The following is a 15,698-nucleotide window of genomic DNA, read 5'->3' as shown; positions in this document are numbered from 1 at the left end:
ACTAGCCGGGACCTTATTTTTTTATGGCAACAGGGAACATATCCATACAGGGTTTCGAGGGCAGCTTTCACCAGGTGGCGGCCCGCCAGTACTTCGGCGACGATGTCGCGGTGCTGCCCTGCGCCACGTTCCGGGCGGTGGTCGAGGCCGTGGAAAGCGGCGCTGCAACCGCTGCACTGATGGCGATTGAAAACTCCATCGCCGGCAGCATCCTGCCCAACTACGGACTGCTGCAGCGAAGCAAGCTGTTTGTCTGTGGTGAGGTATACCTGCCCATCCGTCAGCACCTGCTGGTGAACCCCGGTGTGACGCTCGCAGATATCCGCGAGGTGCACTCGCACCCGATGGCGCTGCAGCAGTGCAGCGACTTCCTGGCGCCGCGGGGCTGGAAGCTGGTGGAAACGGAAGACACCGCGCTCAGCGCGCGCCGGCTCCAGCAGCACCACAACCGCCATGCGGCGGCCGTTGCCGGCGCGCTGGCCGCCGAGCTCTTCGGGCTCGAAGTGCTCGTGCCCGATATCCACTCCGATCCGTATAACTACACCCGCTTCCTCGTGCTGCAGCCCGCGCCGGCCACCGCGGGCCGCGCCAACAAAGCCTCGATCTCCTTCGGTACTCCTCACAAGCGCGGCGCGCTCGCACAGGTGCTGACGCTCATCGCCGAGGCCCGCATCAACCTGAGCAAGCTCCAAAGCTTTCCCATACCCGGTCCCGACTGGGAATACACCTTTCACGCCGACCTGGAGTACAGCCCCGGCGCCCCCCTCGAAGACCTGCTCGACCGCCTGCGTCCCATCACCCGGGACCTGCGCGTATTTGGAATCTATAAAAACGGACGCAAGCCATGAACATCCGCACCGCTCCGCGCCTCGACGGAATCGGGGAATACTATTTCTCGCGCAAGCTCCGGGAGATCGAAGATCTCAACCGGGTGGGCGCCCCCGTGCTCAACCTGGGCATCGGCTCGCCCGACGGCGCGCCGCACCCCGACGTCATCGCCACGCTGCAGGCCGAAAGCGAGCGGCCCGGTGTTCACGGCTACCAGGGTTATAAGGGTATCCCGGCCCTCCGCAACGCCTTTGCCGCCTGGTACGATCGCTGCTACGGAGTTTCGCTGGATCCGTCCGTAGAAATACTGCCGCTCATCGGCTCAAAGGAAGGAATTCTTCATGTGTGCATGACCTACCTCGGGCCCGGCGACGAGGCGCTTGTACCCAACCCGGGTTATCCCACGTATCGAAGCGCGGTGGAGCTGGCCGGTGCTGCCTGCATCGATTACCCGCTCACGGAGGCCGGCGGCTGGGAGCCCGATTTTGCAGCGCTCGAGTCCCGCGACCTGTCGCGTGTGAAGCTCATGTGGGTGAATTACCCGCACATGCCCACGGGGAAGCTGCCGTCGGAAGGCCTCTTCGAAAAGCTGGTTGCCTTCGGCAAGCGTCACAACATCCTTATCTGCCACGACAACCCCTACAGCTTTATCCTTAACGAGCGCCCGCAAAGCCTCCTTGCCACCGAAGGAGCCAAAGACTGCTGCATCGAGCTCAACTCCCTGAGCAAGTCGCACAATATGGCGGGCTGGCGCATCGGCGTGCTGTGCGGCGCTGCAGCACGTATCGAAGAAGTGCTGCGCTTCAAGAGCAATATGGACAGCGGGATGTTTGCCCCGCTGCAGGCGGCGGCTGTTGCCGCGCTCGGTCTCGGCAGCAACTGGTACGAATCGGTCAACGCGGTATACCGCGCCCGCAGGGAGCTTGTGTACGAGCTGCTCGATGGGCTCGGCTGCGACTACGACCGCACGCAGGCCGGCCTTTTCGTGTGGGCACGTGTGCCGGCAACCTGGGAGAGCGGCTACGCGCTCAGCGACGCCGTACTGCGGAGTGCGCGGGTATTCATCACGCCCGGCGGGATCTTCGGCAGCGAGGGTGATGGCTACGTGCGCGTGAGCCTGTGCAGCCCCGAAGAGCGCTTCCGCGAGGCGATCGACCGTATTTCTATTTACCTGAAAAATGAGAAGCTATGACGCTGGCCGTGATCGGGATCGGTTTGATCGGCGGCTCAATGGCGCTGACACTGAAAGAAAAAGGCCTCGCCGGTCGTGTTATCGGCGTGGAAGCGAATGCGGGGCATGCCGCCGAGGCGCTGCGGCTCGGGCTTGTAGACGAAGTGCTGCCGCTCGGGCCGGCCGTCGATGCGGCCGACGTGGTCCTGCTGGCGGTGCCGGTGGATGCGCTCGTTCAGCTGCTCCCGCTTGTGTTGGACCGCGTGGAGCGGCAGGTGGTGTTCGATGCGGGCTCGACCAAGGAATCGGTGCTGAACGCCGTATCGGGGCATCATCGCCGCGGACGCTTTGTCGCAGCACACCCGATGTGGGGCACCGAGTACAGCGGGCCGTCGGCAGCGGTACCCAATGGGTTTGTGGGCAAGGCCGCCGTCATCTGCGACCGCGAGGTGTCAGACGCTGATGCGCTGGCCAAGGTGGAAGGCATTCACCGTGCGCTCGGGATGCATATTATCTATATGAACGGCCGCGACCACGATGTGCATGTAGCCTATATCAGCCATATCTCGCACATCACTTCCTTCGCCCTTGCCAATACAGTGCTGGAGAAGGAGCGCGCGGAGCAGGCCATCTTCGAGCTGGCCTCGGGCGGCTTTGAAAGTACCGTGCGCCTCGCCAAAAGCAACCCCGCGATGTGGGTGCCCATCTTCCGCCAGAACCGCGACAACGTGCTCGACGTGCTCAACGAGCATATCAGCCAACTGCGGAAGTTCAAGGCCTGCCTGGAAAAAGAAAATTACGAATACCTGTTCGAGCTGATCGAGCAGGCCAACGGCATCAAACGCATTATTCATTAACACTCCGGCAGCCCCTTACTTTCGCGCTGCCGGCAAAACGAATCGTATGAAAAACGTACTGGACACCATCCGCAACAAGCGCCCGCTCATCATTAGCGGACCCTGCAGCGCCGAGACCGAAGAGCAGGTGCTCGAAACGGCGCGCCGCCTGGCCGCCACCGGCAAGGTCGACCTGCTCCGCGCCGGCATCTGGAAGCCGCGAACCCGTCCCGGGTCCTTCGAGGGCGTCGGCACCAAGGGACTTCCCTGGCTGCAGGCCGCTAAAAAAGAAACCGGCCTGCCCACGGCCGTGGAAGTTGCCACGGGCAAGCAGGTAGAAGACGCGCTGCACTTCGACGTCGATGTGCTCTGGATCGGCGCGCGTACCACCGTAAATCCCTTCAGCGTGCAGGAAGTGGCCGATGCCCTCCGCGGCGTAAAGGTTCCGGTGCTCGTAAAGAATCCAATCAACCCGGATCTCGAGCTCTGGACGGGTGCCGTTGAGCGCGTTGCCAAGGCCGGCGTGGAGGAGATCGGGCTGATTCACCGCGGCTTTTCCTCCTACGGCAACACCGAGTTTCGCAACGCCCCGATGTGGCACCTCGCCATCGAGATGAAGCGCCGCAACCCGGAGCTGCTCCTCATTAACGACCCGTCGCATATCTGCGGCCGCCGCGACATCTTGCTCGAAGTGGCGCAGGAAGCCATTGACCTCGACTACGACGGTCTCATGATCGAAAGCCATATCGACCCGGATAACGCCTGGAGCGACGCCAAGCAGCAGATCACCCCCGAGGTGCTCAACGACCTGCTCGCCAGCATCATCTGGCGCAAGGAGGAAGTGGGTAACGAGGAGGCGCATGCCGTGCTCGACCGCCTTCGCCAGCAGATCAACCAGCTCGACGACGAGCTGATGCAGCTGCTCGGGCAGCGGATGAAGATCGCCGACAAGATCGGGCAGTACAAGAAGGAGCAGAACATCACCATTCTGCAAACGCGCCGCTGGAATGAGATCCTGGAGCGCGCCATCCGCAAGGGCGAGCGCCACGGCCTCAGCCAGGAATTCATCACCCGCTACCTCGACGCGGTGCATATGGAAAGCATCAACCACCAGAACAAAATTTTCAACAGCTGATGACCACTTTCAAGATCGGCAATGCCCGGGTAGACTATCACTTCGACGGATCGCTGAAGGCGCTGAAAGAGCTTGCCGACCCGAAGCGATCCGTTGTGCTCACCGATGAAAACGTATTCGGGGCACATGGAAAAAAGCTGAAAGGCTGGAATACCATCGTGCTCAATCCGGGTGAAGCCTACAAGATCCAGGCGACGGTGGATTCTGTCATCGGGCAGCTGCTCGAGCTCGGCGCCGACCGCGGCTGGACCCTCGTGGGTATGGGCGGCGGCGTCATTACCGACATGGCGGGCTATATCGCATCCGTATTTCTACGGGGTATCCGCTGCGGCTTTGTGCCCACGACACTGCTGGCGCTGGTAGATGCCTCGATCGGTGGCAAGAACGGCATCGATGTTGGGGTATATAAAAATATGGTCGGCACGATCCGCCAGCCGGCTTTCCTGCTGCACGATTACAGCTTGCTGAAAACGCTCCCGGAGGGAGAGTGGCAGTCGGGCTTTGCGGAGATCATCAAGCATGCGGCCATCAGGGATGCCGGCTTGTTTGCCGAGCTGGAAGGCGGCAGCCTGCGCTTTTACCAGAAGAACAAGGTTGCGCTTGCGGAGCTCGTGGAGCGGAATGCCCTGCTGAAAACACGGATTGTCGTTTCCGACGAAACAGAACAGGGCGAGCGCCGCCTGCTCAACTTCGGCCACACGCTCGGGCATGCGCTTGAAAACCAGTACGAGCTGACCCACGGCGAGGCGATCTCCATCGGGATGGCGTTTGCGGCGCGGCTTTCAGAGCAGCGAACCAAGTTCCGCGAAGCAGACCGTGTTGTCGCGCTGCTGGAGCAATACGGACTTCCGACCGAAGCTATTTACAAGAAGGAAAAAGTGCTTCCCGTGCTTCGCAAAGACAAAAAGAAATCCGGCGACAGCATTCGCTTCGTGCTGCTTCAAAAAATAGGCAAGGCTGTCACCGAAGAGATAACGTTTACTGAAATCGAAGAACTACTGTAATGGACGCGACCGTTTCTCCTTCCTCTGTATCCGGCCGGTATACCCCGCCAGCCTCGAAAAGCGCCATGCAGCGTGCCTGCGCCGCCGCATTGCTGCGGAAAGGCGAAACCGTTTTGCGAAATCCCGGCCGCTCCGAAGACGATGCCGCGGCCCTGCGCATCATAGCGGCGCTCGGCGCAACGGTTGTCGCTAGGGGTGAGGAGCTGTCGATCGTTTCGCCGGAAGGCTTTCCGCGCGCGGACGAAGGCACTGTGATCGATTGCGGTGAAAGCGGTCTGTCGATGCGGATGTTCACACCCATCGCCGCGCTCGCCGGCACAACCATCACCCTCAGCGGGAGCGGAAGCCTTGCCGGGCGCCCGATGCACTTCTTCCAGGAAGTGTTGCCGCAGCTGGGCGTGACGGTGCAACTCAGCGGCGGTCATATCCCCATCACCGTTCGCGGCCCGCTTCGCCCCGGTGACCTGCAGATCGACGGATCGCAATCGTCGCAATACCTTACCGGCCTGCTGATGGCCTTTTCGGCCGCGGCACAGCACGGGGCAACGATCCGCGTAGCAAATCTCAAAAGCAAGCCCTATGTCGACCTGACCATCGAGCTGATGCGCCGCTTCGGGATGGCGCTGCCGCGCAATGAAAACTATGAAGCCTTCGTGTTTGGTCCATCCGCACAGCGGGCCGATACAGGCAGGCTCGATTATACGGTGGAAGGCGATTGGAGCGGGGCCGCCTTTGGCCTGGTTGCCGGCGCCATTGCGGGAAAGCTCGAGGTGACAGGCCTCGATGTTTTTTCGGAGCAGGCCGACAAGGCTGTTCTTCAGGCATTGATGCAAACGGGCGTCCCGCTCAGTATCCGGGAGGATGGCATTAGTATCGGGCTAGACCCTCTCCCTGTTGGAAAGGGCAGGGGATGGGCACCCTTTCATTTCAACGCCACCGACTGCCCCGACCTTTTCCCGCCGCTCGTGGCGCTTGCCGCCTATTGCGACGGTACTTCCGTGATCGAAGGCGTATCGCGTCTTGCCCACAAGGAAAGCAACCGGGGTCTCACCTTGCAGGAAGAATTCGGCAAGCTGGGATTGACCGTAGAACTACAGGACGATCTCATGATCATCCGCGGCGGCGGCCCCTTGCGCGGCGGCAACGTATCGGCACGACACGATCACCGAATTGCGATGGCACTTGCCGTAGCCGCCCTGCGCGCCAATGGGCCGGTAACCATCAGCGGCGCGGAGGCCGTGGGCAAATCCTACCCGCAGTTCTGGCAGCACCTGCAGCAACTCGGTGCCGCTGTATCTTTAACCGGTCAATCCACCTCATGAATCAATCCGGCCTCCTTTTCCGTCTATCCATCTTTGGCGAATCGCATGGGCCCGCTGTGGGCATTACGCTTGATGGGCTCCCGGCGGGCCTTCCACTCGTTGCCGGTGATTTCGACACCGACCTCGAGCGCCGCAAGGGCGGTCAGCAGAAGGGCACCACGCCGCGGCAGGAAGAGGACCGCCCGCAGTTCCTCAGCGGTCTCTTCAACGACCGCACAACGGGTGCGCCGCTCACCATGATCTTTCCCAACAGCAATACCCGGTCGGCGGATTACGAAAAGATCCGGGCCTTTCCGCGTCCCGGGCATGCCGACCTGGTGGCGTCGCAGAAATTCGGCGGCTTTGAAGACTACCGCGGTGGCGGCCACTTCAGCGGGCGCCTCACGGTGTGCCTCGTGGCCGCCGGCGTTGTGGCGAAAAAGCTCCTCCTAGGGCTCCGCATCGAAGCAACGATCCGGGAGGTCGGCGGGGAAGCGGATATCGAGGCCGGCTTGCAGCGCGCCATTGAAGCCAAGGATTCCGTCGGCGGCATCGTGGAGTGCCGCGTGCAGGGACTTCCGGCCGGACTGGGAGAGCCCTTTTTTGATTCGGTGGAGTCGCTGCTGGCGCATGCCGTGTTCAGCATCCCGGCGATCCGGGGTATCGAGTTCGGTACGGGCTTCGCCGCGGCCCGGATGTTTGGCGCCGACCACAACGACGCAATTCTCAACGCCGCCGGACAAACGAAAACGAATCACGCGGGTGGTGTCGTGGGCGGCATCAGCAATGGCAACGAACTGCTGTTCCGCGTGGCCGTGAAGCCGACTTCGTCGACACCGAAGGAGCAGCAATCCTGGAACCGCGAGACGGAGAGCGTGGAATCGTTTTCTGTAAAAGGCCGACACGATCTGTGCATTGCGCTCCGCGTGCCGCCCGTGCTCGAAGCCGTCACCGCCTGTGTTTTGGCCGATCTATATCTTCAACTGGGACTGATCCCGCGAATACTTTCCTGATGCACCGTCATACCGTCAACGCTTCGCTGCAACTGCTTCCAATCGTACAGGACCGTCATCCCTATGCATGGGTCGACGAAGCCATCGCCATTATCCAGCAATCCGGTATCCGGCACGAGGTCGGTCCGTTTGCCACGGTACTGGAAGGAACCTACGAGGAGGTCATGGCTGTTTTTCGAGATGTGAATGAGCACCTGCAGCAGCGCGGCTGCGCGGAGTGGATCCTCAGCTTCCAGCTGCAGGTACGCGCCGACGGACCGATAACAGGAGAGGAGAAGACGGAGAAATTCCGCTAAGCATCCTACTGATCGAACGCGCATTCATGGATCAATGCAGCTTCCGGAACGGCAGGTCGAGCACGTCGTAATTGCGGTCGTTCGGCCAGTAGAAGTGCCACCATTCGGTAGGCAGCACGGTAAATCCGAAGTGTTCCATCACGGCACGTAACAGGGCCCGGTTGCGCAATACAGCAGGGGGCAGGTTTTTGAAATCGCTGTGTGCGCTATCGCTGAAGTTGTCGAAGCCGGTGCCCATCGGGAGCTCCTTCCCGTTTTGCAGGCTGACCAGCGTCAGGTCGACGGCGAGGCCCCGGTTGTGACCGGAACCCTTGGCCGGGTCGGCTACATAGCGCTCGTCGTGCACCAGCTCCCACATACGTTGCGTCACCGCGTAGGGACGATAGGCATCGAAGATCTTCACGCCCAATCCAAGCACACGGAGGCTGTCCTGCACGGCCGCCAGCGCACGCGCGGGCAGGAGGCGCAGGTAGGTGTTCGTTCCCTGCTCATACAGCTTGCGACCCATGAAATTGCTGGCGCTGGCATAGCGCAGGTCATACACAATTGAAGGAGAGATCGCGTGCAGTTCCACCATGCGCTGCGTGCTGTCGCGCCGGACAGACGCCCGGTAAATTTTTGTTTTCCCGACAATTCTTATATTTTGTGCCCGGCAGCTCTGCGAAAGCGGCACCATTGTTGCTAACTGCAGCGCGGCCATAACGAGGCATCGGATCAACCCTTTGTTTCGTTGCATAATCGAACCGTTCATGAGCATAAAGCCAATATCCGTCATTTCGGGCATATGTCTCGGGATGCTCCTGTTGCTTGCTGTGGCCTCCTGTAAGGAGAAGCGCAAGCATATTCGCCTGGATCAAAAGCAGGTGGTGGAGCGCCCGGAGCAATTGAAGGCCACCGTGTCCGACATCCTCGCGTCGGCATTTGAGGATGCCCTCGACAGCAGCAAGGGCGGCCGAAAGCTTCCGTTCCGCAACGTGCCGGCGATGGCTTCCCTCTACAAGCAAAAAGAATTTCTCCCGCTGTGGTCGCACGACTCGCTTTGGCTGGGGAAGAGCGACAGCCTGGTTACCCTCCTCCACGACGCGCGCCGCTACGGGCTTTTCCCGCAGGACTACGGGCTGCGCCAGATCGATTCGCTGCTGCTGCGGGCCCGCGATACGGCACGCGCCAACCGCCTCGACGCGGCACTCTGGGCACAAACTGACCTGTACCTGACCGCAGCCCTTGTTGACTTCAGCACCGATCTCAAAGTAAGCCGCCTGCAGCCCGACTCCGTGCGCCGCCGCGACAGCAGCCTGCGCGCGCCCTTCTTCGATACCGTCGCCGCGCGCTTCGGAACGATACCCGCCGATTCGTTCACCCGCGCTCTCGAGCCGGCCCACCATGGCTATTGGGAGTTGCGTGCGGTACTGGATTCCTTCCTGCCCAAAGCGGTCTTCCGTAGTTATACAAGCATCAACCCGAAGGATACGCTGCGCCTGCGCCAGCAGCTGCGCAAGCGTCTTTCCGAAGACTCGATCCGCTACGATGCTTCGCTTCCCGACTCGCTGGCCATGGCCACGATGGTACGTCATTACCAGAAGCGGAAAGGATTGAAGACCGACGGCCGCATCAGCCCCGAGCTCATCACGCGCCTGAACATGACCGACGCCGATAAGTTCGCCATCATCGCCGTCAACCTCGATCGCTACAAGCAGCTGCCGCCGATGCCGGCCGAATACATCTGGGTGAACCTTCCGGCGTACCAGCTGCAGGTCGTTCGCGGCGATTCGGTGACGCTCACGTCCAAGGTGGTGGTGGGCAAGCCGGAAACGCGCACGCCGCAGTTGATCAGCGCGGTCAACAACATGATGACCTACCCGCAGTGGACGATCCCGCCGAGCATCATCGCCAAGGATATTCTCCCGGCACTGCAGCGCGATCCCGGTTACCTGGCGCGGCGCAACTTCAGCCTGCTCGATGAGAACCGCAACGAGGTGAATCCCTACACGGTCAAATGGAGCAAATACAAGAAAGAGATACCCTACAAGGTGGTGCAGGGCAGCGGCGACGACAACGCCCTGGGTGTGCTGAAGTTCAATTTCCCGAACGACTACTCGGTGTACCTGCACGACACAAACCAGCGCTCCTTCTTCGGCCGCAGCAAGCGGGCCCTGAGCCATGGCTGTGTGCGCGTGGAGTCCTGGCATGACCTCGCCACGTACCTGCTCCGCCGCGATTCAACACTGCTGGCGCTCGACTCGACGGCGAAGGCAAAGCCCGTACGCCTCGACTCGCTGGATAGCTGGCTGGCGCAGAAAAAGCGCCAGTACGTGCCGCTGCGCCGACCGATGCCGGTGTACCTGCGCTACTTCACGGCCGTGTGCCGCGAAGGAAAGCTGCTGTTTTATGAAGACATCTATGGAGAAGACCGCCGGCTTCGGCAGGCTTACCTGACTCGTAAATAAACTGCTTATGCGCTACCTTATTCTGTGCCTCTTTGTGTTCCTGGCCTTCCGGTCGCCCGGCGCCGCCCAGGACGCTATACCAGCCTCGGTAACGGAAACCGACACCCAGGGGCAGGAAGCGGCTCCCGGCCTTCGCGTATCCGATCTGAAGCCGATGTACGGCATCGCGAGCTATTATGCCGAAAAGTTCAACGGGCGCCTGACCGCTAACGGCGAGCGCTACTCGAGCAGCAAGGTGTCAGCCGCCTGCAACCGCGTTCCGCTCGGCACCTGGCTGCGGATTACCAACCTGCGCAACAAGCGCGTGATCATCGTGCAGGTCAACGACCGCCTGCATCCCAAAAATCCGCGCGTAGTCGATCTGAGCCGGGTGGCTGCGCAACGCCTTGGCTATGTTGGCCACGGTCTTACACAGGTGAAGGTGGAAATACTGGTTCGAAGAGCCAATTGACGCGCCTTTTGCCTGCATAAATAAATTCTCGATTTCTGTCCTGACCCGTTATTTTTGTTCCCGTCAAACCAATCCACAGCTTTATGAAGAAATTACTGGTGACCCTGCTAGCCCTTACGTGTGGTACAGTGGTATTTGCCCAGACTCAGACAAGGTCGTTCAAGCGACCTGGCGCGCTCGGTTTCAGCCTGATTTTTAATGACTACCTCTCGGCCAGCCGCATCCGGTCCAGCTCGTTCAACACGGTGACCAACAACAAGCAGTTCGCGAAGTTCCGTGAGATGGATCCCGGTATTGCCATTCACTACTTCAAAGGCGTCAACAACTTTATCGATTTCGCTGGCTCCATCGGTGGCACCACGCCCCGCATCATCCTGCCCAACGGCACGATGATCACCGATCCGAAGGTGCAGCTCGAGGCCGACGCATCGGCCCAGTTTAAGCTTTTCAGCGAGCGCTATTTCTTTACGCCGTATGCCACGATCGGTATCGGCGCCAGCCATTACGACCGCACCTTCGACGCCATCATCCCCGCCGGCGCCGGTTTCAAGATCAACATCTTTGATGAGGCCGGTCTCTTTGTCGACGCCACCTACCGCATCCCGGTGACCAACCGGATGAACAACTACCACTTCCTCTACCGCTTTGGATTTTCCGCCCGCCTGAGCAAGAAGAAGGAAGAACCGGCGCCTGTAGTTATTCCCGAGCTGCCGAAAGATTCCGACGGTGACGGCATCGTGGATTCCGCCGACCATTGCCCGACCGTTCCCGGTGTTGCCAAATACCAGGGCTGCCCGGTTCCGGATACCGACAAGGACGGCATCAACGATGAAGAAGATAAGTGCCCCACTGTTCCTGGTATCGCCAAATACCAGGGTTGCCCCATCCCGGATACGGATAAGGACGGCATCAACGATGAGGAAGACAAGTGCCCTACGGAGCCTGGTGTTGCCCGCTACAACGGTTGCCCCATCCCGGATACGGATAAAGACGGCATCAACGACGAGGAAGACAAATGCCCGACGCTGGCCGGTGTACCCGAGAACAACGGCTGCCCCGCCATCAAGCAGGAAACGATCGTGCGGATGAACAAGAATGCGAGCCGCATCTTCTTCGTAACCGGCAAGGCCACCCTGCAGAAGACGTCCTACACCGCCCTCAACGACGTCGTTAAGGTGCTCAACGAAGATCCCAACCTGAAGCTTTATATCGAAGGCCACACCGACAACGTGGGCAGCGACGAGTATAACCAGAAGCTCTCGGAAGACCGCGCCGCTTCGGTACGTACCTACCTCCTGAGCAAAGGCATCCCCGAATCGCGTATCCTGTCGCAGGGCTACGGCGAAACGAAGCCGATCGCCGACAACAAGACCGCTGCCGGCCGCGCCAAGAATCGCCGCGTGGTCATGCGCCCGAGCTACGAATAAGCTACAGCATCAACTATTAGTAAAGCGCCCTTCGGGGCGCTTTTTTTTAAGTAGATAAATCGGAAGTGGCGAGTCGGAAGTCATTGGGAGTTTTCATACTTCCGGTTTCCGACTTCGCACGTCAGGACTTTAACCAACGCATCCACCAGGGCAGCCGGTTTACCAACAGGTGTGGGTAGGGCTCCCCGTGTGCTCCGAAGGAGCTGTAAAAAAAGGCGAGGTTGCGCAGGTCGCTGCCCTCGAAGTCGAGGAGGAGCGGGCTGCCGGCGTGATCGCGGATAAAGCTGTCGAGCAGCAGGTGCGAGGCGCCGAGCGTGCGCCCGTTGGGATGGTTACCAACGAGCAGGTAATACGCGCGCCGGCTGTCCCGTAGAAATACGGCCGATGCCAGCAGGGCGCCGCCCTTGTCGCGGATGCCATAGCAAAGGGCCTTTCCCTGCGGTATCCAGTCATTCACCAGCATCGAGAACGCGGCGAGCCCCGCCTCGTCGTCGGCATGTGTGCGGGCAAGCGCTACGATCTCGGCTACGGGTACCGCCCGGTCGGTGGAGCAGCCATATTGGATCGCCTTACGCACATTGCGGCGGATATTGTCCCGGTAGGTGGCCTGCAGCTGCTCGTAGGGGGCACGGAGGTCGAGCACGAAGTTGGCGCGCTGCTGCAGCGGGAAAACGGTCCCCGGCAACAGGTTCGTTGCATTCAGCGGCACATCGATATAACGGAACTTTTTCGGGATGGCTTCCAGGAACCGGTTAAGAAGGGCCACGTCGCTGGGTTCGGCAAAGAGGCCCAGCTGCGCCGCCAGGAAGGGGCGGTACACGTAGCTGACACCGCCCTTGCTGCGCCAGGGAAGCGGGAAGAGTGCCTCGTAGTCGCCGCCTACAAGCGCATCCCAGCCGGGGCTCATGGCGTCGAGGAAGGCGCTTTGCGCATACACAAGGCCGCCGGGCAGAGCGTCGAGACGATCATCCCAGCGCTTCTTGTCAAGCTGCGCGTGCGTGCAGTAGCGGATCTCCATCATCAGAACAGACGCTGTTTTTTGATCAGCCCCGATGCATTCTGCAGGTCGATACTGAAGGTCATCGTTTTGAAGAAGCGGTTTTTGGGGTAGATCGATTTCGCGTAGTCGCCGAATGCCGAACTATAGACAACCGGGAAATAGAAGTTAACGAGGTTATTGAGCAACGGAACATGGAGGCCCGCCTCAAACAGGAAGCGGCCGCTCGCGGCTCCCGGTTTCCAGGCGCCGGCATAGGTGCCCACGTCGAAAAACAGGTGCAGCGGGATCTTCACCGGGAGCACCCGCAGCGGGTTGACCGCATCCGGTATCGAGCTGTTGAAGTTGAGTGCCGCCAGCCAGTCATCGCTTTCACCCACGGGTGACGACAGCAGCGGCGTACGCACCTTGAAGCCACCGTCGCGGATGGCGATCTGCTGCGATGACGTTCCTTCGAAAGCGCTTCGCGCCACGAAATAATGGCTGTAGGTATAGTCCTGCTCACCGCCAACGCCGCTCATGCTGAGGAAGTAGCGGTTCGGGAAAATACCGTAGGGATAGGTTGTGCGGTTGCGGTCGTAGAGCAGCTTCCCGCCAAACAGGCGCAACGCGAGCCCGCCTCCCTTTGGATAATTGAAAAAGTAGTTTCCTTCCAGGTGAAGCCGTGTAAAGAACGACGAAAACTGCACCCATAGCGCGCCGCTGTAGGGGTAGAGCGCGCGGTTGTTGTCGATGCGGAAAGTGAGCTGCTGGATGCTGTAGCGCAGGTCCTGTTTGCGGGTTGTGAGCTCCACGCTCGTGTCGGTGCCGTTGATCAACGAATCGTACGAAATGCGGAAGGGTTGCTCGCCAAGGAAAAACGACTTGAACTGGAATGTGCGGCGGAGCGTGCTCCGTAGGTCGCGGTTGCGGAGCTCGAGCTCGGCGCCGGGTACTACCTTGAAAAAACGCGCGGTAAACCGGCGGCCTTTATCATCGGTAAACTCGTTGTACGAAAACGTTGAAGCGGCGGTAAACAGCTCCAGGCGTTTCGGCCCGCGATCAGGATAGTGGGTGAAGGACAGCCGTCCTAGGACGTTCCATTGTTTTGTGCCCGTTGCATACAGCGGCAGCAACAGCACACGGAGCTTCGGTGGCGGAAGCAGGTAATTGGTCAGGAGGCCACCGATCATGAAGCGGTCGTAGTGATTGATCCCCGCGGCCACCGTCGCCAGCCACGCGTTCTTCGTCGGCTGCGTAAAGTAGCGGCGAAACGAGCCTGGCTGCAGGATGTTGATAAAGTTCGTTCCGCTTGCCTGCTGTATCGGTAGCGGACCGCTGCGCTGCAGCTGCGCTTCAAACGCTTCAGCGTCGGCAGGAAGCCAGGCTCTGAGATGCCGGGCAAAGTCTTCGGGCTGCACATGCCGGAAGCGGTTGCGGGCAAACCAATCCTGCATCAGCAGCCGCATGCTGTCGGCGCCGATCTGTTGCTCGATTCCCTGCAGCCAGCGTGCCGTTTTGTGGTAGGTCACGAGCGCGTAGTTATCCTCGGTCATGCTGTCGGCGGGTGTTGCGATGGGTTGGTCGCGCTTCTGCCGCGCCAGCGTCCGGAACAGGATGTCTTCCGTCACCGAGTTGCGTTGGTGACGCAAGCTGGCGTACTTGTATTCGTAGAACGTATTGAAGCCCTCATCCATCCACGGGTTGTCGCGCTCGTTGTTGGCGAGCATCCCGTAAAACCAGTTGTGGCCAATCTCGTGGGCGATCGTGATATTCAGCAGGCTGCTGTCGCGGATCGGCTCGATCACGGTGATCGTCGGGTATTCCATCCCGCCACCAAAGGCTTCGGGACCCTGCACGACCGAGCATACATCATAAGGATAGTCGCCAACCTCAGTCGAGTAGAAGCGGAGCGCGGCTTTTGCATACTCGAGGCTGCGTGCCCACCACTTTTTTTCGGCGGCGCTGTAATAGGTTTTCACCTCCAGCACGCGTCCCGATGGCAAGCGGCAGGTATCGCGGTCAACGATAAACGTACTGTCGGCAAACCAGGCGAAATCGTGCACATTATCCTGGCGGAAGTGGCTAAAGTTCCTTGACTTGTCGGTACGCGATGACGAACTGGCCTCTTCGAGTGGTAGTTGCGTATTTGCCGGAAGCTGCAGGCCAGTCGCCGCGATCTTGTAGCCGGCCGGGCTGTTGATTTGTACGTCGTAGCTCCCGAACTCGCTGTAAAACTCGCCCTGGTCGAGGTAGGGCATCGGGTGCCAGCCCTTCGCGTCGTACACGGCGGGCTTCGGGTACCACTGTGTTACCTGGAAACCTGTTTTCGAATAGCCGCCACGCGAAAAGTTGAAGGGCAGCTTTACATGAAAGGGTGTTGTGATCTGCGCGCTGTCGCCGGGAGCCAGCGGCGCCGGCAGGAGCAGCTTCACTACGTCGATCCACTGCGGGTGATCCTCGCTGCGCGCGGGCTGCCCGTTGACCCGGAAGTCGAGCCGGTTGATGTATCCGCGTTCCTCTTTATCGGAAAAGTAAAAGCGCGTGTCGCCGTTGCGCAGCTGCTGGTCGGTAAAGGCGCTGCGGTCGTTCTTGTAGGCGTTGGGCCAGAGATGAAACCAGATATAGCGAAGTGTGTCGGGGGAGTTGTTGCTGTAATTCAGCCGCTCGAAGCCGTCGAGGCTTTTGCCGGCTGCATCGAGCGTTACGTCGATGCGGTAGTCTACGCGCTGTTGCCAGGATGCCTGTTGGCTGCGGGCGCTCAACGCCGAAAGAAGCAGGAGGGCCGAAAGGGTTCGTTTCACCGTCCGAAA

Annotated in this window: 14 protein-coding genes; 11 read left to right on the top strand and 3 right to left on the bottom strand. The window is 60.3% G+C overall.

The window, feature by feature from the left end; translation table 11 throughout:
• The first annotated feature begins 23 nt into the window (after nucleotides 1-23).
• Genes ACYU7Z_RS06100 through ACYU7Z_RS06065 form a run of 8 tightly spaced genes read left to right on the top strand, consistent with a single transcriptional unit; the run spans nucleotide 24 to nucleotide 7,584 of the window.
• Nucleotides 24-848, top strand: a complete 825-nt coding sequence (locus ACYU7Z_RS06100) for a prephenate dehydratase (RefSeq protein WP_460568431.1) — start codon at nucleotides 24-26, stop codon at nucleotides 846-848.
• Nucleotides 845-2,020: a pyridoxal phosphate-dependent aminotransferase gene (locus tag ACYU7Z_RS06095; RefSeq protein ID WP_460568429.1), complete on the top strand. Its 1,176-nt coding sequence runs from the start codon at nucleotides 845-847 to the stop codon at nucleotides 2,018-2,020. The genes ACYU7Z_RS06100 and ACYU7Z_RS06095 overlap by 4 nt, the downstream gene beginning before the upstream one ends.
• Nucleotides 2,017-2,856 (top strand): prephenate dehydrogenase, encoded by an 840-nt coding sequence (locus tag ACYU7Z_RS06090; RefSeq protein WP_460568427.1) that lies wholly within the window; start codon nucleotides 2,017-2,019, stop codon nucleotides 2,854-2,856. The genes ACYU7Z_RS06095 and ACYU7Z_RS06090 overlap by 4 nt, the downstream gene beginning before the upstream one ends.
• A gap of 46 nt (nucleotides 2,857-2,902) precedes the next feature.
• Nucleotides 2,903-3,970 (top strand): chorismate mutase, encoded by a 1,068-nt coding sequence (locus ACYU7Z_RS06085; protein ID WP_460568425.1) that lies wholly within the window; start codon nucleotides 2,903-2,905, stop codon nucleotides 3,968-3,970.
• Nucleotides 3,970-4,974, top strand: coding sequence for a 3-dehydroquinate synthase (gene aroB, locus ACYU7Z_RS06080; protein WP_460568423.1), 1,005 nt, complete (start codon nucleotides 3,970-3,972; stop codon nucleotides 4,972-4,974). Before ACYU7Z_RS06085 ends, aroB begins: the two co-directional genes overlap by 1 nt.
• Nucleotides 4,974-6,296, top strand: a complete 1,323-nt coding sequence (gene aroA, locus ACYU7Z_RS06075) for a 3-phosphoshikimate 1-carboxyvinyltransferase (RefSeq protein WP_460568421.1) — start codon at nucleotides 4,974-4,976, stop codon at nucleotides 6,294-6,296. Before aroB ends, aroA begins: the two co-directional genes overlap by 1 nt.
• On the top strand, nucleotides 6,293-7,288 hold the full coding sequence (locus ACYU7Z_RS06070) for a chorismate synthase (protein WP_460568419.1): 996 nt from the start codon (nucleotides 6,293-6,295) through the stop codon (nucleotides 7,286-7,288). The genes aroA and ACYU7Z_RS06070 overlap by 4 nt, the downstream gene beginning before the upstream one ends.
• Nucleotides 7,288-7,584 carry a thiamine-binding protein gene (locus tag ACYU7Z_RS06065; RefSeq protein ID WP_460568417.1) on the top strand — a complete coding sequence of 99 codons (297 nt, stop codon included), beginning with the start codon at nucleotides 7,288-7,290 and terminating at the stop codon, nucleotides 7,582-7,584. Before ACYU7Z_RS06070 ends, ACYU7Z_RS06065 begins: the two co-directional genes overlap by 1 nt.
• Before the next feature lie 31 nt (nucleotides 7,585-7,615).
• On the opposite strand, the gene ACYU7Z_RS06060 is transcribed toward ACYU7Z_RS06065, so the two are convergent.
• The gene (locus tag ACYU7Z_RS06060) at nucleotides 7,616-8,161 is read right to left on the bottom strand and encodes a M15 family metallopeptidase (protein ID WP_460568415.1); all 546 of its coding nucleotides are present in this window, start codon (nucleotides 8,159-8,161) and stop codon (nucleotides 7,616-7,618) included.
• A gap of 217 nt (nucleotides 8,162-8,378) precedes the next feature.
• On the opposite strand from ACYU7Z_RS06060, the gene ACYU7Z_RS06055 reads away from it, so the two are divergent.
• The 3 genes from ACYU7Z_RS06055 to ACYU7Z_RS06045 all read left to right on the top strand — a co-directional run bounded on the left by ACYU7Z_RS06055 (nucleotide 8,379) and on the right by ACYU7Z_RS06045 (nucleotide 11,909).
• Nucleotides 8,379-10,031 (top strand): L,D-transpeptidase family protein, encoded by a 1,653-nt coding sequence (locus ACYU7Z_RS06055; RefSeq protein ID WP_460568413.1) that lies wholly within the window; start codon nucleotides 8,379-8,381, stop codon nucleotides 10,029-10,031.
• A 7-nt stretch (nucleotides 10,032-10,038) separates the two neighbouring features.
• On the top strand, nucleotides 10,039-10,482 hold the full coding sequence (locus tag ACYU7Z_RS06050) for a septal ring lytic transglycosylase RlpA family protein (protein WP_460568411.1): 444 nt from the start codon (nucleotides 10,039-10,041) through the stop codon (nucleotides 10,480-10,482).
• Between the two features lie 83 nt (nucleotides 10,483-10,565).
• A complete protein-coding gene (locus ACYU7Z_RS06045) occupies nucleotides 10,566-11,909 on the top strand; it encodes an OmpA family protein (protein WP_460568409.1) in 1,344 nt (447 codons plus the stop codon).
• A gap of 121 nt (nucleotides 11,910-12,030) precedes the next feature.
• Here the strand turns inward: ACYU7Z_RS06045 and ACYU7Z_RS06040 are convergent, their stop codons facing one another.
• Both ACYU7Z_RS06040 and ACYU7Z_RS06035 read right to left on the bottom strand, forming a co-directional pair.
• Nucleotides 12,031-12,930 (bottom strand): GNAT family N-acetyltransferase, encoded by a 900-nt coding sequence (locus tag ACYU7Z_RS06040; protein ID WP_460568407.1) that lies wholly within the window; start codon nucleotides 12,928-12,930, stop codon nucleotides 12,031-12,033.
• Nucleotides 12,930-15,689, bottom strand: a complete 2,760-nt coding sequence (locus tag ACYU7Z_RS06035; RefSeq protein ID WP_460568405.1) for a M1 family metallopeptidase — start codon at nucleotides 15,687-15,689, stop codon at nucleotides 12,930-12,932. The genes ACYU7Z_RS06040 and ACYU7Z_RS06035 overlap by 1 nt, the downstream gene beginning before the upstream one ends.
• Nucleotides 15,690-15,698: the final 9 nt, after the last annotated feature.

The organism is Flaviaestuariibacter terrae (assembly GCF_054777635.1).
The sequence above is the reverse complement of the archived record's forward strand: the minus strand, read 5'-3'. Positions and strand labels throughout refer to the sequence as shown.

Bases quoted from the DNA above. Each gene is read 5' to 3' on its own strand.
- aroB (WP_460568423.1), top strand. From the start codon at position 3,970: ATGACCACTTTCAAGATCGGCAATGCCCGGGTAGACTATCACTTCGAC.
- ACYU7Z_RS06055 (WP_460568413.1), top strand. From the start codon at position 8,379: ATGCTCCTGTTGCTTGCTGTGGCCTCCTGTAAGGAGAAGCGCAAGCAT.
- ACYU7Z_RS06090 (WP_460568427.1), top strand. From the start codon at position 2,017: ATGACGCTGGCCGTGATCGGGATCGGTTTGATCGGCGGCTCAATGGCG.
- aroA (WP_460568421.1), top strand. From the start codon at position 4,974: ATGGACGCGACCGTTTCTCCTTCCTCTGTATCCGGCCGGTATACCCCG.
- ACYU7Z_RS06045 (WP_460568409.1), top strand. From the start codon at position 10,566: ATGAAGAAATTACTGGTGACCCTGCTAGCCCTTACGTGTGGTACAGTG.
- ACYU7Z_RS06065 (WP_460568417.1), top strand. From the start codon at position 7,288: ATGCACCGTCATACCGTCAACGCTTCGCTGCAACTGCTTCCAATCGTA.
- ACYU7Z_RS06095 (WP_460568429.1), top strand. From the start codon at position 845: ATGAACATCCGCACCGCTCCGCGCCTCGACGGAATCGGGGAATACTAT.
- ACYU7Z_RS06060 (WP_460568415.1), bottom strand. From the start codon at position 8,161: ATGGTGGAACTGCACGCGATCTCTCCTTCAATTGTGTATGACCTGCGC.
- ACYU7Z_RS06085 (WP_460568425.1), top strand. From the start codon at position 2,903: ATGAAAAACGTACTGGACACCATCCGCAACAAGCGCCCGCTCATCATT.
- ACYU7Z_RS06050 (WP_460568411.1), top strand. From the start codon at position 10,039: ATGCGCTACCTTATTCTGTGCCTCTTTGTGTTCCTGGCCTTCCGGTCG.
- ACYU7Z_RS06040 (WP_460568407.1), bottom strand. From the start codon at position 12,930: ATGATGGAGATCCGCTACTGCACGCACGCGCAGCTTGACAAGAAGCGC.
- ACYU7Z_RS06070 (WP_460568419.1), top strand. From the start codon at position 6,293: ATGAATCAATCCGGCCTCCTTTTCCGTCTATCCATCTTTGGCGAATCG.
- ACYU7Z_RS06100 (WP_460568431.1), top strand. From the start codon at position 24: ATGGCAACAGGGAACATATCCATACAGGGTTTCGAGGGCAGCTTTCAC.